Source organism: Mesorhizobium sp. M8A.F.Ca.ET.207.01.1.1 (genome assembly GCF_004794715.1).
Classification (GTDB): Bacteria; Pseudomonadota; Alphaproteobacteria; order Rhizobiales; family Rhizobiaceae; genus Mesorhizobium.
In genome coordinates this window covers 20,059-43,339 of record NZ_SRUS01000008.1, presented here as the reverse complement: position 1 = coordinate 43,339, position 23,281 = coordinate 20,059, and the positions used below count along the sequence as shown (strand labels likewise).

Annotated in this window: 23 protein-coding genes; 13 read left to right on the top strand and 10 right to left on the bottom strand. The window is 64.0% G+C overall.

Annotated elements, in window-relative coordinates; all coding sequences use genetic code 11:
- Positions 1-26: 26 nt before the first annotated feature.
- A complete protein-coding gene (locus tag EN850_RS23010; RefSeq protein ID WP_136092317.1) occupies positions 27-1,325 on the top strand; it encodes a DUF3419 family protein in 1,299 nt (432 codons plus the stop codon).
- Positions 1,322-2,005, top strand: coding sequence for a class I SAM-dependent methyltransferase (locus EN850_RS23005; protein WP_136092316.1), 684 nt, complete (start codon positions 1,322-1,324; stop codon positions 2,003-2,005). The genes EN850_RS23010 and EN850_RS23005 overlap by 4 nt, the downstream gene beginning before the upstream one ends.
- Here EN850_RS23005 and EN850_RS23000 read toward each other — a convergent pair whose 3' ends face one another.
- Positions 2,006-3,385, bottom strand: coding sequence for a serine hydrolase (locus tag EN850_RS23000; protein WP_136092315.1), 1,380 nt, complete (start codon positions 3,383-3,385; stop codon positions 2,006-2,008).
- Between the two features lie 286 nt (positions 3,386-3,671).
- On the opposite strand from EN850_RS23000, the gene EN850_RS22995 reads away from it, so the two are divergent.
- Both EN850_RS22995 and EN850_RS22990 read left to right on the top strand, forming a co-directional pair.
- Positions 3,672-4,472, top strand: a complete 801-nt coding sequence (locus tag EN850_RS22995) for a GH25 family lysozyme (RefSeq protein WP_135866349.1) — start codon at positions 3,672-3,674, stop codon at positions 4,470-4,472.
- 293 nt (positions 4,473-4,765) lie between these two features.
- Positions 4,766-5,944, top strand: coding sequence for a lytic murein transglycosylase (locus EN850_RS22990; protein WP_136092314.1), 1,179 nt, complete (start codon positions 4,766-4,768; stop codon positions 5,942-5,944).
- Positions 5,945-5,981: 37 nt separating this feature from the next.
- On the opposite strand, the gene EN850_RS22985 is transcribed toward EN850_RS22990, so the two are convergent.
- Positions 5,982-7,202, bottom strand: a complete 1,221-nt coding sequence (locus EN850_RS22985; protein WP_135881927.1) for an alanine racemase — start codon at positions 7,200-7,202, stop codon at positions 5,982-5,984.
- A 278-nt stretch (positions 7,203-7,480) separates the two neighbouring features.
- Between EN850_RS22985 and EN850_RS22980 the strand changes: the two genes are divergently transcribed.
- Positions 7,481-8,398, top strand: a complete 918-nt coding sequence (locus tag EN850_RS22980) for a DMT family transporter (protein ID WP_136092313.1) — start codon at positions 7,481-7,483, stop codon at positions 8,396-8,398.
- Between the two features lie 410 nt (positions 8,399-8,808).
- Here EN850_RS22980 and metF read toward each other — a convergent pair whose 3' ends face one another.
- Both metF and EN850_RS22970 read right to left on the bottom strand, forming a co-directional pair.
- Entirely contained in the window at positions 8,809-9,726 is a 918-nt protein-coding gene (metF, locus tag EN850_RS22975) for a methylenetetrahydrofolate reductase [NAD(P)H] (RefSeq protein ID WP_127871703.1), read from the bottom strand.
- Positions 9,726-10,748 (bottom strand): metalloregulator ArsR/SmtB family transcription factor, encoded by a 1,023-nt coding sequence (locus tag EN850_RS22970; protein ID WP_136092312.1) that lies wholly within the window; start codon positions 10,746-10,748, stop codon positions 9,726-9,728. The genes metF and EN850_RS22970 overlap by 1 nt, the downstream gene beginning before the upstream one ends.
- 177 nt (positions 10,749-10,925) lie before the next feature.
- On the opposite strand from EN850_RS22970, the gene tsaA reads away from it, so the two are divergent.
- The 4 genes from tsaA to EN850_RS22950 all read left to right on the top strand — a co-directional run bounded on the left by tsaA (position 10,926) and on the right by EN850_RS22950 (position 13,849).
- Complete coding sequence (tsaA, locus tag EN850_RS22965; protein ID WP_136092311.1) at positions 10,926-11,450, top strand: tRNA (N6-threonylcarbamoyladenosine(37)-N6)-methyltransferase TrmO; 525 nt, start codon at positions 10,926-10,928, stop codon at positions 11,448-11,450.
- Positions 11,447-11,761, top strand: a complete 315-nt coding sequence (locus EN850_RS22960) for a DUF2293 domain-containing protein (RefSeq protein ID WP_136092310.1) — start codon at positions 11,447-11,449, stop codon at positions 11,759-11,761. The genes tsaA and EN850_RS22960 overlap by 4 nt, the downstream gene beginning before the upstream one ends.
- A 137-nt stretch (positions 11,762-11,898) precedes the next feature.
- Complete coding sequence (locus tag EN850_RS22955; RefSeq protein ID WP_135916653.1) at positions 11,899-12,855, top strand: D-amino acid aminotransferase; 957 nt, start codon at positions 11,899-11,901, stop codon at positions 12,853-12,855.
- 154 nt (positions 12,856-13,009) lie between these two features.
- On the top strand, positions 13,010-13,849 hold the full coding sequence (locus tag EN850_RS22950; protein ID WP_136092309.1) for an SDR family oxidoreductase: 840 nt from the start codon (positions 13,010-13,012) through the stop codon (positions 13,847-13,849).
- A 38-nt stretch (positions 13,850-13,887) separates the two neighbouring features.
- Here the strand turns inward: EN850_RS22950 and EN850_RS22945 are convergent, their stop codons facing one another.
- Together EN850_RS22945 and EN850_RS22940 are read right to left on the bottom strand one after the other, a co-directional pair.
- Positions 13,888-14,505: an MOSC domain-containing protein gene (locus tag EN850_RS22945; RefSeq protein WP_136092308.1), complete on the bottom strand. Its 618-nt coding sequence runs from the start codon at positions 14,503-14,505 to the stop codon at positions 13,888-13,890.
- Between the two features lie 5 nt (positions 14,506-14,510).
- Entirely contained in the window at positions 14,511-15,272 is a 762-nt protein-coding gene (locus EN850_RS22940) for a TetR/AcrR family transcriptional regulator (RefSeq protein WP_246689264.1), read from the bottom strand.
- Between EN850_RS22940 and EN850_RS22935 the strand changes: the two genes are divergently transcribed.
- The 3 genes from EN850_RS22935 (at position 15,272) to EN850_RS22925 (ending at position 16,797) form a co-directional block, all read left to right on the top strand.
- Positions 15,272-15,691, top strand: a complete 420-nt coding sequence (locus EN850_RS22935; protein ID WP_135928324.1) for a tautomerase family protein — start codon at positions 15,272-15,274, stop codon at positions 15,689-15,691. The two genes, EN850_RS22940 and EN850_RS22935, sit on opposite strands and share 1 nt — an antisense overlap.
- Before the next feature lie 5 nt (positions 15,692-15,696).
- Positions 15,697-16,113 carry a glyoxalase/bleomycin resistance/extradiol dioxygenase family protein gene (locus EN850_RS22930; RefSeq protein WP_136092307.1) on the top strand — a complete coding sequence of 139 codons (417 nt, stop codon included), beginning with the start codon at positions 15,697-15,699 and terminating at the stop codon, positions 16,111-16,113.
- A 117-nt stretch (positions 16,114-16,230) separates the two neighbouring features.
- Positions 16,231-16,797 (top strand): isoprenylcysteine carboxylmethyltransferase family protein, encoded by a 567-nt coding sequence (locus EN850_RS22925; RefSeq protein ID WP_136092306.1) that lies wholly within the window; start codon positions 16,231-16,233, stop codon positions 16,795-16,797.
- A 20-nt stretch (positions 16,798-16,817) separates the two neighbouring features.
- On the opposite strand, the gene EN850_RS22920 is transcribed toward EN850_RS22925, so the two are convergent.
- From EN850_RS22920 to ettA, 3 genes are all read right to left on the bottom strand, one after another.
- Complete coding sequence (locus EN850_RS22920) at positions 16,818-17,939, bottom strand: beta-ketoacyl-ACP synthase III (protein WP_136092305.1); 1,122 nt, start codon at positions 17,937-17,939, stop codon at positions 16,818-16,820.
- Between the two features lie 117 nt (positions 17,940-18,056).
- The gene (gene tam, locus EN850_RS22915) at positions 18,057-18,827 is read right to left on the bottom strand and encodes a trans-aconitate 2-methyltransferase (protein ID WP_136092304.1); all 771 of its coding nucleotides are present in this window, start codon (positions 18,825-18,827) and stop codon (positions 18,057-18,059) included.
- A gap of 46 nt (positions 18,828-18,873) precedes the next feature.
- The gene (gene ettA, locus EN850_RS22910) at positions 18,874-20,523 is read right to left on the bottom strand and encodes an energy-dependent translational throttle protein EttA (RefSeq protein ID WP_127278582.1); all 1,650 of its coding nucleotides are present in this window, start codon (positions 20,521-20,523) and stop codon (positions 18,874-18,876) included.
- 258 nt (positions 20,524-20,781) lie between these two features.
- On the opposite strand from ettA, the gene EN850_RS22905 reads away from it, so the two are divergent.
- Positions 20,782-22,068, top strand: coding sequence for a GGDEF domain-containing protein (locus EN850_RS22905; protein ID WP_136092303.1), 1,287 nt, complete (start codon positions 20,782-20,784; stop codon positions 22,066-22,068).
- A 49-nt stretch (positions 22,069-22,117) separates the two neighbouring features.
- Here EN850_RS22905 and EN850_RS22900 read toward each other — a convergent pair whose 3' ends face one another.
- Positions 22,118-23,125 (bottom strand): ribonuclease, encoded by a 1,008-nt coding sequence (locus tag EN850_RS22900; RefSeq protein WP_135916657.1) that lies wholly within the window; start codon positions 23,123-23,125, stop codon positions 22,118-22,120.
- Positions 23,126-23,281 lie beyond the last annotated feature (156 nt).

The following is a 23,281-nucleotide window of genomic DNA, read 5'->3' as shown; positions in this document are numbered from 1 at the left end:
CGTCAACAGGCTGTCACCGGCCTGTCATGACCCTGGGTTACCCGCTTGCGGCAAAGCAAATGGGGAATCACTTTGCCATGACGGACGTCTCCTCGGATCTGGTTTTTCGCCGCGGCAAGGAAGTTGGAAAAGCCGTCTACCAGAACCGCGCGCTTTCGAAAGCCGGCATCTCGGAGCGACTGTTCGCCTTCCTGTTTTCCGGTCTCGTCTATCCGCAGATCTGGGAAGACCCCGATGTCGACATGGACGCGATGCAGCTCGGCCAGGGCCACCGCCTCGTCACCATCGCCTCGGGCGGCTGCAACATCCTGGCCTATCTCACCCGCTCGCCGGCACAGATCGACGCCGTCGACCTCAACGCCGCCCACATCGCGCTGAACCGCATGAAGCTGGAGGCGGTTCGCCATCTGCCATCGCAAGGCGATCTGTTCCGTTTCTTCGGTGCGGCGGACACAAGTCACAATTCCGAAGCCTACGACCGCTTCATCGCCCCGCATCTCGATCCGGTCAGCCGCCATTATTGGGAGCGCCGCAACTGGCGCGGCAACAGGCGCATCGGCGTTTTCGATCGTAATTTCTACCAGACCGGCTTGCTTGGCCTGTTCATCGCCATGGGCCACCGCACGGCGAAATTCTTCGGCGTCAACCCGGCCCGCATGATGGAAGCCAGGAACATCGGCGAACAGCGCCGCTTCTTCAACGAGGAACTGGCGCCGGTCTTCGACAAGAAGCTTCTGAAATGGGCGACCTCGCGAAAAGCCTCGCTGTTCGGTCTCGGCATCCCGCCGGCGCAGTATGATTCGCTGATCACCTCCGGCGACGGCACCATGGCCAGCGTGCTGAAGGCCCGGCTGGAAAAGCTCGCCTGCGATTTCCCCCTGGAAAACAATTACTTCGCCTGGCAGGCCTTCGCCCGCCGCTACCCGGAACCAGGCGAGGCCGCCTTGCCCGCCTATCTGGAAAAGCAGAACTACCAGACCATCCGCGGCAATGTAGACCGCGTCGCCATCCACCACGCCAACCTGATCGAATTCCTCGCCGGCAAGGATGCAGGCGCCGTCGACCGCTTCATCCTGCTCGATGCGCAGGACTGGATGACCGACGACCAGCTCAATGCGTTGTGGTCGGAAATCACCCGTACCGCCTCGGCCGGCGCCCGCGTCATCTTCCGCACCGCCGCCGAGCCCAGCCTGTTGCCGGGGCGCGTCTCGACCTCGCTGCTCGATCAGTGGGACTATCAGGACGAAGCATCGCGCGAATTCTCGGCCCGCGACCGCTCGGCCATCTATGGCGGCTTCCACCTCTATGTGAAGCGCGCGGCATGAGCACGACGGAACTGCCGGCCAGCCCCGAATTCAAGGCTAACCACGCCGAACTGATGGACGGCGTCTACCGCTGGCAGCGCCACATCTATGACCTGACCCGCAAATACTACCTGCTTGGCCGCGACCGGCTGATCGCGGAGCTGGACGTGCCGCCGGGCGGCACCGTTCTGGAACTCGGCTGCGGCACCGGCCGCAATATCATCCTGGCTGCCCGCGCCTATCCCGATGCCCGCTTCTTCGGCCTCGATATTTCGGCCGAAATGCTGGAAACGGCGAGCAAGGCGATCGACCGCGAAGGCCTGTCGGACCGCGTCGTGCTGGCACGAGGCGACGCCACCGATTTCGACGCCAAGGCACTATTCGGCAAAGGCAGCTTCGACCGGGTCTTCGTCTCCTATTCGCTATCGATGATCCCGGGCTGGGAGAAGACGGTCTCGGCAGCACTTGCCGCGCTGGCCCCGACGGGCTCGCTGCACATAGTCGATTTCGGCCAGCAGGAAGGTCTGCCGGGGTGGTTCCGCGCGTTGCTGCGCGGCTGGCTGAAGAAATTCCACGTCACGCCACGCGAATCCCTGCGTGATGTTCTGGAATCGCAGGCCGAGCGAACCGGCGCAACCTTCTGTTTTCGCACGCTTTATCGTGGCTATGCCTGGTTGGCTGTGATTGGGCCACACAGCTAGCTAGTGCAGCGCCTTCACCAGCGCCCCCACCATCGCCTGCGGGCGATAGTTGAGCTTGGCCGGCGTTAGCCCGAGCCTCACCACGACCAATTGCTCGGACGGAATGATGGCGACGGTCTGTCCGTCATGGCCTTCCATCCAGTAAGTGTCCCTGGGCAGGCCGGCGGCGACGCCGGCACCGGGGTTTTCCTCATCGCCCGGCGCTTCGATCCACAACTGGCCCTTGCCGTAGACTTTCGAGGCGGATGCCGGCTCGCGCATCCAGTCGACGAAGCCGGCCGGCAGGACCTGGTTGCCGTTCCAAACCCCGCCTTGCAGCAGGAACTGGCCGAAGCGCGCCCAGTCATGTGCCGTGGCGTAGAGATAGGACGAGCCGACGAAAGTGCCCTGCTCGTCGGTCTCCAACACCGCGCTGTGCATGCCGAGCGGCTCGAACAGCGCCGTGCGCGGCCACGTCAATGCCTTGGCCTTGTCGCCGATAGCGTCCTGCCAGAGGCGCGACAGCATCACCGCCGTGCCGCTCGAATAGGAAAACACCTTGCCGACCTCGCCGGTGAGCGGCTTGGCTTCGGCAAAACCCGCCATGTCGGGTTCGAGATAGAGCATGCGCGTCACGTCGGCGACGTCGCCATAGTCCTCGTTGAATTCCAGCCCGCTCGACATCGCCATCATGTCGGCAAGGCTGATCGCGGCGCGGCCGTCCGCCTTCCAAGGCGTAAACAGGCCCTTGTTGTCGACCGCCATCTTGCCGTCCTTGACCAGCGTGCCGACGATGGCGGCGTTGACCGTCTTGGTCATCGACCAGCCGAGCAGCGGCGTCTTGGCCGAAAAGCCGTCGCCATAGCGCTCCGCGACGACCCGCCCGTTCTTGACCACGACGATCGCGCGCATGCCGGCGCCGGCCATGGCGTCGTCGCCAACGACCTTCGAGACCTCTGGATTCTGCGATGCATCGACCCGTTCGCCCTCCGGCCACGGCGTATCCTGGTTTGTCGCCGCGGGTTCGGCATGGACCGTCGTGCGCCGCGCCTTGCCGACATCGCCGTCCGGAACCGAGGCGCAGCCCAGCCCATCGCGGGCGACCGCCTCGCTCTTGCCGAGGAAGCCGAGCAGGCCGGCCGAAACCGTTCCCCGGTTCTTGTCGACGGAGACCCTCATCAGCCGCAGCAGCGGATGGCCGGGCGCCTGCACATCGACGGCCAGCACCTCATTGGCGTCGCGCCCGGCGATGAAGACGTTGGAGCAGACGATCTTGGCCGAATAGCCCGAGCCGACGCGGATGAGCTCCGGCGGCGCGATATAGAGCCAGGCAAACAGCGCGGCGACCGCCAGCACGATCAGGCCAAGCAGCCATTTGACGATCTTGACGACGAACCGCATCTGCTTCTCCCAGGCACGCGCCTGACCTTATGTCATCGATTTGCCGCCATTGCTTCCGCAAAATCGGTGCTCTTGTCGAGCGCCATCAACGGATTATCAACCATGATCGGCGATCACAGGGATGCATGTCGCCCAGAAGTGCGCAGCGGTTTTGGGACGACGACATGCACGAAAAACGACTATGCTGGGCGATGCGTGGGGCGATCGCCTGGAGGGGGCCAGACCAACTTCGGCCATCGGTGCACAGACCCATCAGCGACCGGCTGATTCCGGCTTGGAAGTTGCGATGCGCCGTCTTGCGGTCCTTTTCATGCTGACGCTGCTCGGCGCCTGCTCGACCGTGGACGATCTCTCGCCGCTGTCGCCGTCCGCATCGAGCAGTCCGACGGTGGCCGTGCGCGCGCCGCGCTTTGCCGATTCCAAGCCGCATGAGTGGGACAGCGGCGCGCCGTGGAACTATGCCGTCCACGGCACCGACGTCTCCAAATACCAGACCTCGGTCGACTGGCCGACGGCCAAGGCCAGCGGCATCTCCTTCGCCTTCATCAAGGCAACCGAGGGCGGCGACCGCTTCGATGAATATTTCAGCGAGCACTGGGCGCGCACCAGAGCCGCCGGCGTTCCGCGCGCTGCCTATCATTTCTTCTATTTCTGCACTCCGGCGGCCCAGCAGGCGCGCTGGTTCATCCAGAACGTGCCTGTCGACCGCTCCGCCATGCCGCCGGTTCTCGACATGGAATGGAACCCGAAATCGCCGACCTGCCGCCTGCGCCCCGACCCGGCCACGGTGCGCGCTGAGATGACCACCTTCCTCGAAATCGTCGAGCGGCATTACGGCAAGAAGCCGATCATCTACACCTCGGTCGATTTCTTTGATGACAACGAACTGTCGACCTTCCGTGGCTATCCCTACTGGCTGCGTTCCGTCGCCGGCCACCCGCGCGAGAAATATGGCAGCCACCCCTTCACCTTCTGGCAATACACCGGAACCGGCATCGTTCCCGGCATGACCGGCAAGTCCGACATCAACGTCTTCAACGGCTCGGAAGCCGCCTGGAACAAATGGCTGCGGCAGAACACACGTTGACTCCGGCTAACGGTCGCGAAGCCGCAGGGAATAAGGGACTGCGGCAGAAGACCCGTTGACACCGTGGCAACGGCAGCGAAGCCGTCTGGAAGAAGGGCCGCCGCAGAAGACCCGTTGACACCGTGGCAACGGTAGCGAGGCCGGCTGGATTGGTGGCTGCGGCAGAAGACCCGTTGACACCGGGCCTGCCGCCTGCTTTTCGACACTACCAGCGGTAAAGAGTGCAACCGCTGGTAATTCAGGGCGTTGGCCTCCAGGCACGACAAAGCCCTCTTCGTTTCGAAAGGAAGCTGATGCGACTGCGTTCTCAAGCCCTCGCGGCGCTGTTCTTGTGCGCCACGGCCTTGCCGGCGATGGCGCAGGAATGCGGCGGCGATTTCGAAACCTGGAAACAGGGTGTGGCGGCGGAAGCCAAGGCTGCCGGTGTCGGCGCCGTCGGTCTCGATGCGCTGGAGGATGCCAGGATCGACGAGAAGGCTCTGGCTCGCGACCGCGCCCAGGGAGTCTTCACGCAAACCTTCGTCCAGTTTTCCAACCGCATGATCTCGGCCTACCGGCTGAAGCAAGGTGCGGCGAACATGAAGAAATACGCCGATATCTTCGCCCGCGCCGACCAGCAGTTCGGCGTCCAGGCGCCTGTCATCACCGCCTTCTGGGCGCTTGAAACGGATTTCGGCGCCGTCCAGGGTGATTTCCACACGCTGAGCGCACTGGTGACGCTGTCGCATGACTGCCGCCGCCCGCAATTGTTCCGGCAGCAACTGGTGCCGCTCTTGGAACTGATCGATCGCGGCGTGCTGCCAGCCGATGTCACGGGCGCCTGGGCCGGCGAGATCGGCCAGACGCAGATCCTGCCGTCTGACTATCTTGCGCGCGGCGTCGACGGCGATGGCGACGGCAAGATCGACCTGCGAAACAGCGTGCCGGACGTGATCATGACCACCGGCAACAAGGTGCTGTCGCGCGGCTGGAAGCGCGACGAGCCCTGGATCCAGGAAGTGCGCGTGCCCGACGAGATGCCATGGGACCAGACCGGCCGCACCAACAAATTGCCGCTGACACAGTGGGCGCAGTGGGGTGTTACCAACCCCGACGGCTCGCCGCTGGTCGACAAGGGCCTGAACGCCGGCCTGGCGCTGCCCATGGGCCGCAAGGGTCCGGCCTTCCTTACCTATGAGAATTTCGACGTCTATCTCGAATGGAACCAGTCCTTCACCTACGCGCTGACCGCGGCCAATCTTGCCGCGCGGCTGGCGGGCGCACCGCCCCTCGATCCGCGCAATCCCGAGCCGGGTCTCAACAACGACCAGATGAAGGCGCTGCAGACCAAGCTCGAGGCCAGCGGTTACGATGTCGGCACGGTCGACGGCATTCTGGGCACCAAGACCCGCGAAGCCATCCGCAAGGAGCAGATGCGGCTAGGCCTGCCGGTTGATGGCTGGCCGACGCCGGAGCTGCTGGGAAAGCTGTAGCTCCCTCTTCCTTCTCCCTTGGGAGGAGGAAGAAAGCTTAATCCGCCATCGTCTCCAGGCTTGCAAACCCCTGCGGCGCGTCGCCCTCGTCGAAGGGCGTCGTCACCTCGACGAAAGTGTCGGGATAAAAGCCGTTGAAGCGGGTCCTGAGCGACAGCGAGTAAGCGCCGATATGGCCGATCTCGATCCAGTCGCCGGTATCGACGGTTTCCGGCAGCCAGAATGGCCGCGACAGGATATCGACGGAATCGCAGGTCGCGCCGCACACTTTGAACGGCACGATGTTCTTCTCGTCGCCATTGCGGGCCCTGATCGCCGGATCGGGAATGAAGCGCGCCGGCAGCGTGATCTTGCCGGTCCATGAATCCGACAGCGACGCCCAGATGCCGTCATTGATGTAGAGCCGCTTGCCCTTGCGCAGGAGCACGCGCACGATCAGCGACAGGCAGCGCGCCACGATCACCCGGCCCGGCTCCGCCACGAGCGGTATCTGGTCGAATTGATATTCCTTCAGGTCGCCGGAGAGCCGCGACATGATCTGGCCGAGCGACGGCATCTCGATCTGCTTGCGGTTGGGATCATGTCCGTATTCGGCCGGAAAACCGCCGCCGACATCGAGCCCGGCAATGTCGAAGGTCAGCCGGTTGCGCACCCAGTCGGCCGAGGCCAATGCCCGCTCATAGGTGTCGGGGTCCTCGATCTGGCTGCCGACGTGGAAGCACAGGCCGACCTTGTAGCCGGTGCGGTTCAGCCGCTCGGCGAGTTCGACCGCATAGGCCGGCCCGGCGCCGAATTTCTTCGACAGCTCGTAGGCCGCCGACCCTTTCGTCTGGATTCGCACGAACACGCTGATCGAGCCCGGGTCGATGTCGAGTGCCCGTACCACCCGCGTCAGCTTGGTGATCTCGTCCTCATGGTCGAGCGAAATGACGCGGATGCCGTATTTTTCCAGCGCCAGCTTGATGTCCGACTGCGCCTTGACCGGGTGCATGTAGAGCATCTCGGCATCGGGCGAGACGGCGCGCACGGCGGCGAACTCGCCTGGGGAAGCGACGTCGAAGGCAGTGACGCCGGCCTCGACCAGCGTCTTCAGCACGATCTGCTCGCCATTGGTCTTGACCGCATAGGCGGTCTTGCCGGGGAACATGCCCATGAACTGCCTGGCATCGGCCTTCAGCACCTGCGGGCGGAAGCAATAGACCGGATCGTCCGGGCGAAGCGCCAGTGCCGCCTCGCTGGCATTCTCGAATCGCTGCATGGACGAATCCTCGACTTCGGCTGCGCACAATTAATCCAAGCTAGCGGCTAGCGCATGACCCCGAAAGTCAATTTCGACTTTCATCTTGCAGCGTCCTTTGCGCGTCTCTGGAGACGCGCGGCGCTGCAATGAATACAATTCTCTGTCTCGCGCCCCCTGACGGTGCCGCATTGGCTTGTCAGAAGGCCATCGGTCCAGTTTCGGGTGGCCCTTGTCGGCGAACCGGATATGGCTTCTGCCTTGTGGTTGGCATTCCGGCCATCTGGGGGAGGATTCATATGGCAGTGACCGCTACATCTGCGTCACGTGGACCGATGGCGCTCAAGGACTGGGGCCAGTTGCTGCTGCTCGGCGCGATCTGGGGCGGCTCGTTCTTCTTCGCCCGCATCGCGGTGGCGGAACTTCACCCGCTGGTGCTGGTGCTGTTTCGCGTCGCCATCGCCGCGATCGCGCTGCAGCTCTATCTCGGCTTGCGCGGCCCGTCTTTCCGCCTTGCTCTGCCGCATGCCGGCCTGTTCTTCCTGCTGGCCTTCACCAACAACGTCGTCCCCTTCTCGCTGATCTTCGCCGGCCAGACCCAGCTCGGTGCCGGCGTCGCCTCCGTCCTCAACGCGACGACACCGTTCTGGACGCTGATCCTCGCCAATGCCCTGACCTCGGACGAAAAGCTGTCCTGGAACAAGCTCGCCGGCATCGTGCTCGGTGTCGCCGGCACCGCCGTGATGATCGGTCCCGGCCTGCTCGCCGGGCTCGGCGGCCCGGTCTGGGCCAAATTCGCGCTGATCGGCGCATCGCTCTCCTATGGCGTTGCGCTGATGGTCGCCCGCCGCTTCAAGGGCGTGCCCTCGCCGGTCGTCGCCACCGGACAATTGACGGCCTCGACCATCATCATGATCCCGATCGTGCTCTTCGCCCATGGCCCCGCCGGCCTGTTCTCCGCCTCGCCGCCGGTGTGGGCGGCGGTGCTGGCGCTGGCGCTTCTATCGACGGCCTTCGCCTATATCCTCTACTTCAACCTCGTCGCCTCGGCTGGGGCCACCAACGCCTCGCTGGTCACGCTGATCGTGCCGGCCAGCGCCATGCTGCTCGGCTTCCTGTTCCTCGGCGAACGGCTCGAACTGTTCGAGATCGGCGGCGTGGTGCTGATCGGTCTCGGCCTTGTCACCATCGACGGGCGCCTGTTCGGAAGACGTTAGTGCGCGGCATGCCCGCATCGCGGTAGCGCTGTCATGACACGCCAACGACACCATCCGGCCATAATTTATTCACAGGCATGAAGCCGGCTTTTGCCGAAGAGTTTCAACGGCTAACGGCAAAACCGAGGTCGCGAATTCCACATTTACGTCGCAATGCAGCACATTTTCCGCTTGCCTGTGGCACAAATGAACCTAGACTCCGGGGCATAGCTCTTTAAGAGGAGGCTATGTCATGGGACTTACGAGGCCAATCAACGCATTGATGATTTGTGCTGCGTTTGCTTTCATCGGCGCCCTCATTATGGGCGTCCTTCCCTGAACCCGCCAAGACGGGGAAGACCAGCACCTAATAGTCCAACCAATTCGAAAGGCCGGGTTTTTACCCGGCCTTTTGCTTTTCCAGCCGACCGTTACGCAGCAGCGGAACCCGCGACCTCCGCCTCGTGCGAGCGGATGCCGATCATGTGGCAAACGGCGAACACCAGATCGGCCCGGTTCATCGTGTAGAAGTGAAAATCGCCAACGCCGCGCTCGACCAGGTCCAACACCTGCTCGGCGGCCACCGCGGATGCCACGAGCGCATGCGTCTGTGGGTCGTTCTGCAGGCCGTCGAAGCGCTCAGCCAGCCAAGCCGGCACCAGCGCGCCGCAGCGCGCCGAGAAATTGGCGACCTGGGTGAAATTGTGCACCGGCAGGATGCCGGGCACGATCGGGATGTAGATGCCGGCGCGGCGCGCGCGCTCGACGTAACGCTCGTAGAGATCGTTGTCGAAGAAGAACTGGGTGATGGCCCGCGTCGCGCCATTGTCGACCTTGCGCTTCAGCATGTCGATGTCGGTGGCGAAATCAGGGCTTTCCGGATGCTTTTCCGGATAGGCCGAAACCGAGATGTCGAAATCGCCGGCGCCCTTCAGCGCCCCGACCAGCTCGGCGCCATTGGCGTAGCCGTCCGGATGCGGCCGGTAGGCAGCGCCGACGCCTTCCGCCGGATCGCCGCGCAAGGCGACGAAGCGCTTCACGCCCATGTCGGTGAATTCCTGGATCACGGCGTCGACTTCGTGGCGGGCGGCATCGACGCAGGTCATGTGCGCCGCCGGCGTCAGGCTGGTCTCCTTCAGGATGCGGCCGATGGTGCGCGCCGTGCGCTCACGTGTCGAGCCGCCGGCGCCATAGGTCACCGAGACGAATTTCGGCTGCAGCGGCTCCAGCCTTGTGACCGTATCCCACAGCCTTGCCTCCATCTCGTCGTTCTTCGGCGGGAAGAACTCGAACGAAACCCTGACCTTGTCGCCGATATCGGGACGGCGGGAAAAACGAAACTGGTTCATCAGGCGATTTCCCCTATCGAGCTCACTCTGGTCTGCTGGCTGGCGTTGGCAGGATCGGCGATCAGCAGGCGCCGGTCGCGGCCAAGCCAAAGCTTGACGGTGAGCCTGGCCTCGTTGCCGCCGCGCGGTTCGAATTCCTGGGCATCCTCGAGATCGAGGCCGGCTTCCGAGAACCACTCCCCGATCTGCCGGTCGGAAAAGCCCAGCCGCATATGCGCATGCTCGTCGCGCAGGAACTCAAGCGCGTGCGGCGCGAAATCGACGATGACCAGACGGCCCGCCGGGCGCAGCAGCCGCGCTGCCTCGTGGATGGCGCGGGCCGGATCGTCGAGATAGTGCAACACCTGGTGGATGGTGACGAGATCGAAGGCATCGCGCTCGACCGGCGGCGAGAAGATATCGCCCTGCCGCACCTGCGCATTCGAAACGCCGGCCTTGTCGAGATTGGCGCGCGCCACGGTCAGCATCTCGCGGGACATGTCGATGCCGATGCCGCGCCGGTAGAGCGGCGAGAAGATTTCGAGCAGCCGCCCGGTGCCGGTGCCAAGGTCGAGCATCGACTGGAACGGCCGCTTGCCGACCAGCTTCAGCATCGCGGCCTCCACGGCGCGGTCGGGCACATGCAGCGAGCGGATATGGTCCCAGCTTGCGGCGTTCTGCGAAAAATACTCGGTGGCGCGGTCCTGGCGCTTGCGCTTGACCGAGGTCAGCCGCTCCAGGTCACGCTCGACCTGCGGGTCGGCGCCCCGAATGCCGGAGACCAGCCCCATAACGAAGTCCCGCGCGGAATCAGCGTCCGACAGGCGGAAGAAGGCCCACGACCCTTCCTGGTAGCGGTCGATCAGCCCGGCCTCGAGCAGCAGTTTAAGGTGCCGCGAGACACGCGGCTGCGACTGGCCGAGAATTTCGGTAAGGTCGGAAACGGTGAGGTCGCCGCGCGACAACAGTGCCAATATGCGCAGGCGGCTGGATTCGGCCGCTGCCTTCAGCGTATCCACCATGGTGTCGAGCGAGACATGCATCAGCGTATTCTCTTTGAAAAAGATATAAACATATGTTTATGTCGATTTTCGAAACCACGCAAGCGCTATGTCGCTTCCGGACAAGAAAATGCCGCATGCGTGATTTTTCGGTGCATGGCGTCCAAAAACGTGTAGCGGTTTTGGAACAATGACATGCATCAGCAGGAAGATCGGCCGATGAGCGAACCGCGTGAGATGTTCGAGGCACGCGAAGGCGAGCGGAGACTGGACCAGGATCCGGCGACGATGCCGCCGGATGGCGGCATCGTCTTCATCGGCCGTATCGCCTCGCCTTGGACCACCCGGGAAAGCTGCCCGAAGAACATGCGCGCCGCACGCGAAACGGGACAGCCGGCGGTGCTGACCATCGACGCGCCCTACCGCAGCGGCCTGCAAGGCCTGGAGCGCGCCAGCCACGTCGTCATCCTGTCCTGGCTGCACCACGCACCGCGGAATCTGATCGTGCAAAAGCCCCGCCATGCGGCTGATGCCAAAGGCGTATTCGGGTTGCGCTCCCCTGCCCGGCCGAACCCGGACGGCCTGCACGTGGCCAAGCTCGTCGCGCTCGACGTTTCCACTGGGCGCATCGACCTCGACGCCATCGACGTGCTCGACGGCACGCCGGTCATCGACATCAAGCCCTATTTCGCCTCGACCGATGCCATTGCCGAGGCGACCGTTGGGGGGCGCGAGGAGCGATGACCGCTCCGACCGGCCGCCGCCGCGCCATCGCCAAGGCGCTGACAGCCCTTCTGCCGCTGGCCCCCTATGCCGACATGGAGAAGATTCGCACCGACGCCGGCTCTGTGTATATGAAGACCTTGCCGCCCACGATCGCGGTCTGGCTGGCGACGATTGCCCATATCCGTCACATGCACACCGACTACGAGAAGCTGCTGGCCGAGGGCTATGATCGCGACTCGGCGCGTTTCTTCGTCATCGAGCAGACCAACATCGTGCTCACGCGCTGGCGCGCCACCCGCCTGCTCGACGCCGATGACGAGGAGGAATAAGGCTGTGCCGGGCCGCATGGCGCTCACCGCGTCATGCTGGCCGGGTCTTCATCTCGAGGATGACTGAAGTCGGACCACTGGCTCTATGCGCTCGGGCTGCCGGCAATAGCTTGTGACGCCATGGCTAGGAGCTGCCGATGAGCCGAATCGCACAAGATATACCGTCCCTGCCCCAGGTCGGCGATCGCCATGTCGACCCGCATTCCTATCCCGACGGCATCGCTTTCCTCGACGGCCAGTACCTGCCGATGTCGCAAGCCAAGGTGTCGGTGCTGGATTGGGGCTTTCTGCACTCGGACGCCACTTACGATACGGTGCATGTCTGGAACGGCCGCTTCTTTCGCCTCGATCTGCATCTCGACCGTTTCTTCGGCGGGCTCGACAAGCTGCGCATGACGATCCCGTTCGATCGCGATGGCGTCGCCGGGATCCTGCACAATTGCACAGCACTTTCGGGTCATCGCGCCGCCTATGTCGAGATGCTGTGCACGCGCGGCGCTTCGCCGACCTTCAGCCGCGACCCGCGCCAGGCGATCAACCGCTTCATGGCGTTCGCCGTGCCGTTCGGCTCGGTCGCCAATGCCGAGCAGTTGCAGCGCGGCCTGCGTGTCTCCATCAGCGACAAGGTGCGCATTCCGCCGGCCTCGATCGATCCGGCGATCAAGAACTACCACTGGCTCGACCTCGTGCGCGGCCTCTACGATGCCTATGATCGCGGCGCCGAGACGGCCCTCATTCTCGACTTCAACGGCAATGTCGCCGAAGGTCCGGGCTTCAACGTCTTCCGCGTCAAGGACGGCAGACTGTCGACGCCGGCCATCGGCGTGCTGCCGGGCATCACCCGCCGCACTGTCTTCGATCTCTGCGCGGAGGCCGGCCTCTCGGCAACGGCCAAGGATGTCAGCGTGGCCATGTTGCGCGGCGCCGAGGAAGTCTTCATCACCTCGACCGCCGGCGGCATCATGCCGGTGACGGAGATCGACGGTGCTGAGATCGCGGACGGCAAGGTCGGGCCGATCACCAGCCGACTGATGGCGCTCTACTGGCAAAAGCACGACGACCCTGCCTGGTCGACCCCGGTGAACTACCCCTGATTCACACGATTTCTTGTTCTACGGGGAAGCCCCGAATTCAAAAAGGTTCCCCTCGCCTCTGGAAAATCACCGGACAGGCCGTATATGCCCGGAAGCGGAGAAGCCTCCGCTTCCATCCAGAAATTGCGCCCGCAGGGGCAAGGGATCCCACATCATGACATCAAAGGTTTGGTTCATCACCGGTTCGTCGAAGGGCTTTGGCCGCGTCTGGGCCGAGGCCGCATTGGCGCGTGGCGATCGCGTTGCCGCGACCGCCCGTCACCCAGGCACGCTCGCCGATCTCGTCGAAAAATACGGCGACAACATCGCCGCGCTAAAGCTCGACGTCACCGACAAGAAAGCCGTCGATGCCGCTGTCGCCGAGGCACACAAGCGCTTTGGCCGGCTCGACGTCGTCATCAACAATGCCGGTTACGGCCATTTCGGCGCCATCGAGGAAGTCAGCGAGCAGGAAGCCCGCGACCAGATCGAGACCAATGTGTTCGGCGCGCTGTGGGTCACCCAGGCAGCCCTGCCGATCATGCGGGCGCAGCGGTCCGGCCACATCATCCAGATCTCGTCGATCGGCGGCGTCAATGCCTTTGCCTCGCTCGGCCTCTACCATGCCTCGAAATGGGCGCTGGAAGCCTTCAGCCAGTCGCTCGCCATCGAGGTCGCGGAATTCGGCATTCATGTCACGCTGGTCGAGCCGGGCGGTTTCTCCACCGACTGGTCGGGAGCATCTGCCAAGGTCTCCAAGCCGATCGAGGCCTATGCGCCTGCCCGCGCCAAGATGGCCGAACGCCGCGCCAACTCGGTCGCCGGCGACCCCGAGGCGACAGGGCCGGCGATGCTGGCCATCGTCGATGCGGCCGAGCCGCCGCTGCGGATATTCTTCGGCGATGGCGGCCTGCCGATGATCCGCCAGGAATACGCCAACCGCCTCGCCACCTGGGACAAGTGGGACCACGTCTCCGTCATGGCGCAAGGCGCCAACAAGAACCGCAAGGGCTGACATCTGGTATTTGCTGCGCCGCCTCCCGGGCGGCGTAGCTATGCCTGGTAGATCCACTGCTCCGGCACGCGCACCGAAATCTCTTCGCCGGCCCTGACGATGCCGGGCTTTTCAACCCAGGCGACCACGCCGCGCAACCGCTTCGCCGCCTTGGGAAACAATAGCGCACCGGCTTCGACATCGGCCATTCCGACGTTCTCGGCGATCGATCGTCCGGCGATACGGCATGGTCCGTTCTGGGCGTCCACCTTGAGGGTCACGCCGCCCTTGAAGAACAACAGCGTGCCGGCCGGCAGCATCGACAGATGCGGCACGTCTTCGATCACCAGATTGGCACCGATCCACTCGGGCTTGATTTCGGCGAGCCCCATCCGTTCGGCGACAATGGCCAATTCGTCCGCCGCCACGATGGACAATTGCCTTTCATTGCGCATCTCGGTGCCGCGTCGGTACCACGGCTCGCGTCCGCCCGAGCGCCGCGTCGGCCCGGCATGGAAATCGCCCGATATGCCGTCGAAACCCAGCCGCAATTCGTCCACCGAACGCGTCTGGAAATGATCCGCCGGCGCGACATAGAGCGCGGCCGCGCGGGCTGAAAGCTTCTTCGCCGGGATGATTTCGACCGGCTTCTCGGCTTCGGGAAAGAGATCCAGCATGGGCTTCAATCCTTGGATGACGCGCCTTGGTTTTGCCCTTCGGCCGGCAAGGCCGCAAGAGCGGTTTGGGCCAAAACGCGCAACTCTTCGGCCGACGCACCGTCCCGCGCCTGGATCGACATGCCGTTCATGACGCCTGCAATATATCTGGCGAAGTCTTCGACGGAGAGGTTTTGAGGCAAGTCGCCTTCTGCCTTGCCTTTGGCCAGCCGCGCCGCGATCGCCGCTTCGCTTGCCTTGCGGTAGGACCTGAGTTCATCCGCAATGGCTTGTGCCTGCGGTGAAGCCGCCAGCGCGCCACTGACGAAAAGACACCCTCCCGGCTTGCCGGGCCTGGAATAGGCCTCCGCGGCGCCCAGCAACAAGCGCCGCATCGCCTCCCCCGTCGACACCGGCGCGCTCAGCGCTTCCAGGGCGAAGCCTATCTCGGTCTCGTGGTAGCGCATCAACGCCTTGCGAAACAAAGTCTCCTTGTCGGTGAAGGCGTTGTAGATCTGTGGCGGCGTCAGCCCCATCGCTTCGCGCAGCATGGCCAGCGACGTCGCCTCATAGCCATGCTCCCAGAAAAGATGCATCGCGGCATCGAGCGCCCGGTCGGGGTCGAATGCGCGCGGCCGGCCGCCGCGTTGCTTGTCCGAATTTTCCATAGTGATCGATACGAAACCTGTTGACTCGCCTCTCCCACATAACATATCGATTGATATGAAACTAGGCAAACCGGAAGATGGCCTCCCGGTGAGGCCGTACACCCAAAAGGAGAGCAGCAATGCCGATCACAGTGACCGCGCCGGAAGGCGTCCTGACCCCGGCGGGAGAGCGCGAAATCCTGCCACGCCTGAGCGCTGCCCTCATCGAAGCCTCCGGCGCCGCCGGCAATTCATTCTTCACCGCGATCGTCGGCGGCACCGTCCATGTCCTGCCGGCGCGCAACATTTATGCCGGCGGTGCCAACCGGCCAGTCGTCATGGTCGAATTGAAATTGCCCAATATCGGCCTTGGCTCCGTCGAAGCCCGCGAGACCTTTATCACTGCCGCCGCCCAAATTGTCGCCGAACTCTGCGTACCGGGGCACAGGCCGGAAAACACCTGGATCAACATCGTCAACGCGCCCGACGGCGGCTGGGGCATCGGTGACCGGCAATATACAGGCGACGCGCTGATCGCGGCCGCTGCCGCCGCGCATTGACGAACATGCGGCTCTCCCCTTCGCTGTTCTTCACCACCAACTGCGAGCCCGCGCTGGCCTTCTACGAACAATGCGGTCTTGGCCGGGGAACGATCCTGCTGCGCTGGGGCGACAACAATATGCCGGTGCGCACCGAGGCCATGCGCGGAAAGGTCCTGCATGCTCGCTTCGAAGGTCCGGGTGTGCTGTTCCACGCGTCGGACAATGACGACGCGGAGCCGATGAAGGGCTCCGCCATGATGCTCGAATTCGACGGGCCCGCCGCGGCGCCAGAGGTTCTCGCCCGCCAGGAGCTTTTCGCCCGCATGGCCGAGGGCGGCCGGACTACCGTGCCGTTTGCCCGGCAATATTGGGGGACCAGCTTCGGCATGCTGGTCGACGCCTTCGGCGTGCAGTGGATGTTCAGCTGCTCCAATGAATAGACGCCGGTCGCCAACCGCCTCGATCACGACCTTCTTACCGAAGAACGGCGCCGCGCAGCATTGTCGCCGCGCTGCGTCGGCTTCATGGTGAAGTCGGGACCGTCGACGGAGGTTCTCATGCGTCCCGGAGCGGCGATCGCAGCGCTTTGGTTGATCTGGGTGGTCACATGGCTCGCGGCTGCCCTATGGGCCGATCCGGCCCAAAAGCGCATCACCATCGGGGCGGAGGCTCGCTATCGCGTCTTCTGGCTGGCCGGCACCGTCCTGCTGTTCGTTCCAGCGCATGGCTATGAAGGCCGGCTGAGATTGTGGACGCCGACCCTTGCCGAAGCCTGGGCCTGCGTTGCCCTGATCGCGGTCGGCATCGGCTTCGCCTGGTGGGCGCGTATCCATCTCGGGCGGTTGTGGTCCGCCACGGTCACCGCCAAGGCGGAGCATCGCGTGGTCGACACGGGCCCCTATCGCCTGGTCCGGCATCCGATCTATACCGGGCTGCTGCTGGCAGTGCTCGCCACGATGGTGGCGAAGGGCACGATCTGGGGCATTGCGGGCGCGGCCCTGCTCATCATCGGCGTCGTCGTGAAAGCCAGGCTGGAGGAGCATTTCCTGCGCGACGAACTCGGCCCAGCCTATGACGACTACGCCAGGCGGGTGCCGATGCTGGTTCCCTTCACGCCGGCCTGACGCGGCGCGGCGTCCTCCATTCAGAGCATGCGCAAAAGCGCGCCACCGATCGAATATCCCGCGCCGAAGGCACAGATCAGGCCGAAATCACCTGGTTTCATGTCGGCATGGTTCTCCGACAGCGCGATGATGGCGCCGGCGCCCGCCGTGTTGCCGAGCCGCTCCAGCACCATGGGTGCGCGGTCATGGCCGACATCATGGCCGAATGCCAGTTTCAGGATCATCGCATTCATGCGCGCATTGGCCTGGTGCAGCCAGAAGCGCCTGATCGCCTCCGGCGTCAGCCCGTGTTCGGCGAGGAATTCGACGATGAATTTGTGCCCGGCGACGGTGACTTCCTTGAACACCTTGTTGCCGACCTGCTTGATGAGATTGCCCTCCAGGTCGATCCTGTAGGGATCATCCTGGGCAGTGCGGGTGTGATAGCCGAGATTGGTGCGGATGTTGTTCGACATCTGCGTCCAGAGGCGCGTGTCCAGCACCTCGAAGCGGCCCGGCCGCCTCTCGCCCTGGGCGAGCCCCTCCACCACCATCGATACCGAAGCGTCCCCGAAGATGAAGTGCGTCTGCCGGTCACGGAAATTGAGATGGCCGGTGATGATCTCGGGCGTGGTCACCAGGACGCGCTTGTGGGCGCCCGAGCGGACCAGATTGACCGCCATGTGCAGCGCCGCCGCCGCTGACGAACAGCCAAGCCCCATATCGAACCCGGCACCCCGTGTACCCAGCGCCTCCTGCATTTCGATGGCGATCGCCGGATATGGCCTCTGCTGATGCGAGGACGAGCAGATCACCAGATCGATGTCCGACGCCTCGATGCCGGCGTGCTCGATCGCCTTCCCCGCCGAAGCGACGCCGAATTCCGCCTGCAGCGAGAGCGCGTCGTCCGGGCGCGCCGGAATGCGCGGCGCCATGCGGGTCGGGTCGAGAATGCCTTCCCGTTCGATCACGTGGCGGGCGCGCACGCCCGAGGCATGGACGATGAAGTCGGCATCCGATTTCTGCAGCAGCGTCTCGCCGGCAGCCTGGCGCCGCGCGTTCTCGGTGTCGATCCAGGCGTTGAAACTGGCGACCAGTTCCTCATTCGTGATGACAGGCTTGGGGATTTCGGCGCCGATGCCGCTGATGATGACGCGATGCATGTTTCAGTCCGTCCCATCCGCGGGCGATGCGGCTTCATGTGGGCGCCGAAACGCTTCGGCGCAACACTTTTCTCATCAGGCCGGTTTACGCCGGATTAAACCAGGATTTACGCGAGCCTATCCAGCCCGTTTGGCGACAACGAAAATGCGGGGGAACCGCAGCAGCACCTTGCCATCGGCGGTCTTCGGATAGGCCTTGGCGATCCTGGCCGTGTAGCTGTCGAGGAACAGCTTGCGTTCGTCCGCTTCCAGCGGATCGAGGAACGGCTTCAGCCCGGTGGCCTTGACCCACTCGACGATCGCCTCGGCGTCGGCCAGCGGATGGTTGTAGATGGTGTGCCAGATGTCGAGCCGAGCGGAGAGCGGCGACAACAGGTCATAGTAGAACGATACCGGCGGCAGCGGCGCACGCGCCGCTCCCTGTATCCTTGCCGCGAAAGGCGCTTCCGCGGCGGTTTCCCGCATCAGGCGGTGCGAATCCTCGCCCATATTGTCGGGCATCTGGATCGCCAGCGCGCCACCGGGCGCCAGAAAACCCATCAGGCGCTGGAACACCGCCGGATGTTCCGGCAGCCACTGGAAGACGGCGTTGGCGAAAATGACGTTGACCGGCGCGGCCGGCTGCCATGTCGCCGCATCGGCGAGGTCGAAGCTGACATTGGGCAGGCGCGCCCTCGCCTTTTCGATCATGTCGGGCGAGGTGTCGAAGCCGCTCACTTGCGCATCCGGCCAGCGCTCGACCAGAAGTTCGGTCGAATTGCCCGGCCCGCAGCCGATGTCGACGACCCGGCGCGGAAAGTCGACCGGCACCTGTGCTACGAGGTCACGCGCCGGCCGTGTGCGTTCGTCCTCGAATTTCAGATATTGGGCGGCGGACCAATCAGCCATTTGAGCTCTCCTCGTATCCCAGAGAAATTCGCCGCCTATCAACCCCTTACCGCGTCAGCCGCTTGTGCGTCATGCGGTGCGGGGCCGCTGCTTCCGCGCCCAGGCGGCGCAGCTTGTCCTTCTCGTATTCCTCGAAATTGCCCTCGAACCATTCGACATGCGCGTCGCCCTCGAAGGCGAGCATGTGGGTGGCCATGCGGTCGAGGAACATGCGATCGTGGCTGATGATGACCGCGCAGCCTGCATAGGCTTCCAGCGCGTCTTCTAGCGCGCCCAGCGTTTCGGTGTCGAGGTCGTTGGTCGGTTCGTCGAGCAGCAGCACATTGCCGCCGCCCTTCAGCATCTTGGCGAGGTGCACGCGGTTGCGCTGACCGCCCGAGAGATTGCCGACCTTCTGCTGTTGGTCGCCGCCACGGAAGTTGAAGGACGAGCAGTAAGCGCGGCTGTTGATTTCGTGCTTGCCGAGCTTGATGACCTCGGCGCCGCCTGAGATCTCTTCCCACACCGTCTTGTTCGCATCGAGTGCGTCGCGGCTCTGGTCGACATAACCGAGCTTGACCGTCTCGCCGATGCGCACTGTGCCCGCGTCCGGCTTCTCCTGGCCGGTGAAGGTCTTGAACAGCGTCGTCTTGCCGGCGCCGTTCGGGCCGATGACGCCGACGATGCCGCCCGGTGGCAGCCTGAACGACAGGTTCTCGATCAGGAGCTCGTCGCCAAAGCCTTTGTTGAGGCCTTCGACCTCGATGACGACGTTGCCGAGGCGCTCGCTCGACGGGATGACGATCTGCGTGTCGGTCGGCTTGCGGTTCTGCGACTGCTCGACCAGTTCCTCATAGGCCTTGATGCGCGCCTTGGACTTGGTCTGGCGTGCTTTGGGCGACGACTGGATCCACTCGCGCTCGCGCCAGATCGACTTCTGGCGGGCATCGTCCTCGCGGCCTTCCTGGATCAGGCGCTTGGCCTTGGCGTCGAGATATCTGGTGTAGTTGCCCTCGTAGGGAATGCCGCGGCCACGGTCGAGCTCGAGGATCCAGCCTGTGACATTGTCGAGGAAGTAGCGGTCGTGGGTGATGATCAGCACCGAGCCCGGATAGTCGCGCAGGTGCTTTTCCAGCCAGGCGGTGGTCTCCGCGTCGAGATGGTTGGTCGGTTCGTCGAGCAACAGCAGATCCGGCTGTTGCAGCAGCAGCCGGCACAGCGCGACGCGGCGACGCTCACCGCCCGACAGGTTGGTCACTTCAGAATCGGCCGGCGGGCACTGCAGCGCGTCCATCGCCATCTCGACCTGCTGCTCGAGATCCCACAGGTTGAGCCGGTCCATCTCGTCCTGGAGCTTGGCGGACTCATCCGCCGTCTCGTCGGAATAGTTCATCATCAGCTCGTTGTAGCGCTCGATGATGGCGGTCTTCCTGGCAACGCCGTCCATGACGTTTTCCATCACGGTCTTGCTGTTGTCGAGCTGCGGCTCCTGCGCCAGGTAGCCCACGGTCGCGCCCTCGGCCAGCCAGGCCTCGCCCTGAAACTCCTTGTCGAGCCCGGCCATGATGCGCAGGATCGTCGACTTACCCGAACCGTTGGGGCCGAGGATGCCGATCTTGGCGTCCGGATAGAAGGACAGATGAACGTTATCGAGCACCTTCTTGGTGCCATAGGCCTTCGACAGGCCGGACATGTGATAGATGAACTGGCGTGCCACGCGCGCTTTCCCTGAAAAACTGACTGGATTTGCCGAATTGAATGGAGGTTGGCCGCTATGTAGGCGATGCGGCGGCGAACGGCAATCGCTTTTGCCACATCGAGGCAACCACACGGACAAGTGTGCACCGGCAGCCAAGTTTTCAACCGGTCGATGGCGCACGGAAATCTCCGGTTAACCCTTCCGCGTCAAAACAGGATCGGGTTGGAATCGCCGGCCTGCCCCGATTCCTGGCGCGAGAGAGAACGGATCGACGTAGTGTTGAACAGCTTCCTGCTCCTCGCCGAAGCGGTCGTCTACTTCAGCGTCATGGTGACGCTTTTCCGCTTCCGCAAGCGCATCGGCCTCGGCGTCTTCGTCTGCGCGCTCGGCGTCATGCATTTCCTGGAGACCTATCTCGCCAGCGTCTTTTACGTCGCCCTGCCGTTCGGCATGGTCTCGCCAGGCTCGGCGGTGCTCTTTTCCGGCAAGCTGGTGGTGCTCCTCCTGCTCTACATGAAGGAAGACGCCGCCACCGTGCGCCAGCCGATCTACGGCCTGCTGCTCGGCAATGGGCTGATGATCGGGCTGGTGCTGCTGCTTCGCCTGCACGCCATCGCGCCGCTGCCGGACGGCCGGCTCCCCGACATCGGCTTCATCGACGAGATGGGCTGGCTGATGGTGTGGGGCACGACGCTGCTCGTCATCGACGCCATCCTGATCATCCTGCTTTATGAGAAGCTTGGGCGCACCCTGCGCAAGGCACAGTTCGCGCGCATCCTGATTTCGGTCGCCTGCGTGCTCACCTTCGACCAGGCCGGCTTCTTCACCGCGCTGCATTTTGTTGCCGGGGCGCCGATCGCGGTCTTCTTCGGCGGCTGGTTCGCCAAGATGGCGGCGGCACTGACTTTCAGCGCCATGCTGGTTGCCTACCTCAAATGGTTCGAGGTCCGGGACGTCCAGATGCCGCGTGGGCTGACCGACATTTTCGAGACGCTGACCTATCGCGAACGCTACGAAGCGCTGGTCGAGCATGTCGGCCGCGACGGCCTGACCGGCCTGTTGCACCGCGGACGCTTCGACGCCGACGGTGAAGCCGCCGTCCAGGCCAGCCTGCGCACGGCGAGGCCACTCAGCCTGCTCATCGTCGACGTCGACCACTTCAAGTCGATCAACGACCGTTTCGGCCATGCCGAAGGCGACAAGGCGCTGAAGGCGGTCGCAACCGTACTTTGCGAGGCGGCGGGCGCCGAGGACCAGGTGTTCCGGATCGGCGGCGAGGAATTCGCCATCCTCAGTTCGCGTCCGCATTCCGTCGCCAGGCTGTTTGGCGAAAGCGTCCGCACCGCGCTCAAGGCATCGGCCGCCACCAGCCGGTTCGAACTGACCGTCAGCGCGGGCGTTTCCAGCGTCAGCGAAACGACGCAGTGCCTGGCCGACCTGTTCGCACTCGCCGACCAGCGCCTTTACAAGGCAAAATCGACCGGGCGCGACCGAGTCGTCGGTGAACCCGGCGGGCATGAGGCCGACGCCGCCATCGCCTGGACCAGGTCAGCCCAGGTTTAGCCCTATCCGCGACGGCCGCGCCGGCTTGCCGGAAACGGCGATCCCGCACTTACTGGAACCCGATCGCGTCGACCGTGCCGGTCGGGCAACCGGCCTTGTTGGTCGGCACCGAGGCCAGCAGCAGGTCCTTGAGCGAGCTGTTCGGGCCGATCGGGCCGGCAAGGCCGAGCGTCAGTTCGCCGATCAGCCGCCGGCCGTTCGACGGATCGATGACGCAGGACACCCGCACCCTGTCGCCTGCTCCCGCGCCGAAGGCCTGGTCGAAGGCACCGCGAATCTGGTCCGCCGTCAGCTTGCCACCGATATTCCTGGCGAAGAGGTCGCGCACGGGCGAGCTGTTGACCTCGCGCATCAAATGGAGGGCGTCGGAAAAATACTCCTGCTGGCTTTTGCCGTAGCAGGTGCCGTGCTTGATCCATTCATGCCGTTCCAGCTTCGAGGCGGTGCCCGGCATCACCTTGTCGAGCTCCGCGCGGGTGTCGGCATCGAGGTTGACCGGCGGCAGGTCCTGCCAGTGGGCCGGATTGTCATTGGCCTTGTCGCTGGCCGAAGCCTGGCAATAGAAATTGCCGTTCGGCTGAGGCCACAGACCGTGCAGCGTGAAATTGGTGGCATCGAATTCGCCAGGATTTTGCGCCTTGCATTCGGTCTTGTTCGACTTGGTCTCGCAAAAGGCCGGCTGCCAGCTCAAGGCGAAGACATATTCGGGTTTTCCCGAGGCGGCGGGCTTGCCTTGCCCACCCGGTGCCGCCGGCACCGTCGCCGCGCTGCTGCCCGAAAGGTGGCCGCAACTCACCTTCACCCAACGGCGCTCGGGATCGGCGCCCGGCACCTGGATGAGGTAGTGGGTCGGCGTGTCCTTGTTGCCGGCAAGCAGCTGATAGCTCTGTCCGGCATCGGTCGAGACATTGCCGGGGTTCTTGCCGTTCTTGATCGCCTGAGTCGCCGGACACGCAGCGTCGGCCACGAAGGTGCCGCTCATCTTGACGTCGGCATGCGCCGCGCCTGCCAGCGAGCCCGCCAACAAGGCCAATCCGAAAATAACAGCAATGCGCATGGAGAATCCCCGGCTGGAAGAAAGTGGGCGACAGACTGAAGCTGTCTCCATGTCAGAATTGCGATAATTTGCAGGCCCGTGGCAAGAAAGATCGTCGCGGAAAAGCCGGCAGGCCAGATTGACGCAAATCTGGCACCGGCGCACACGTTTGGACAT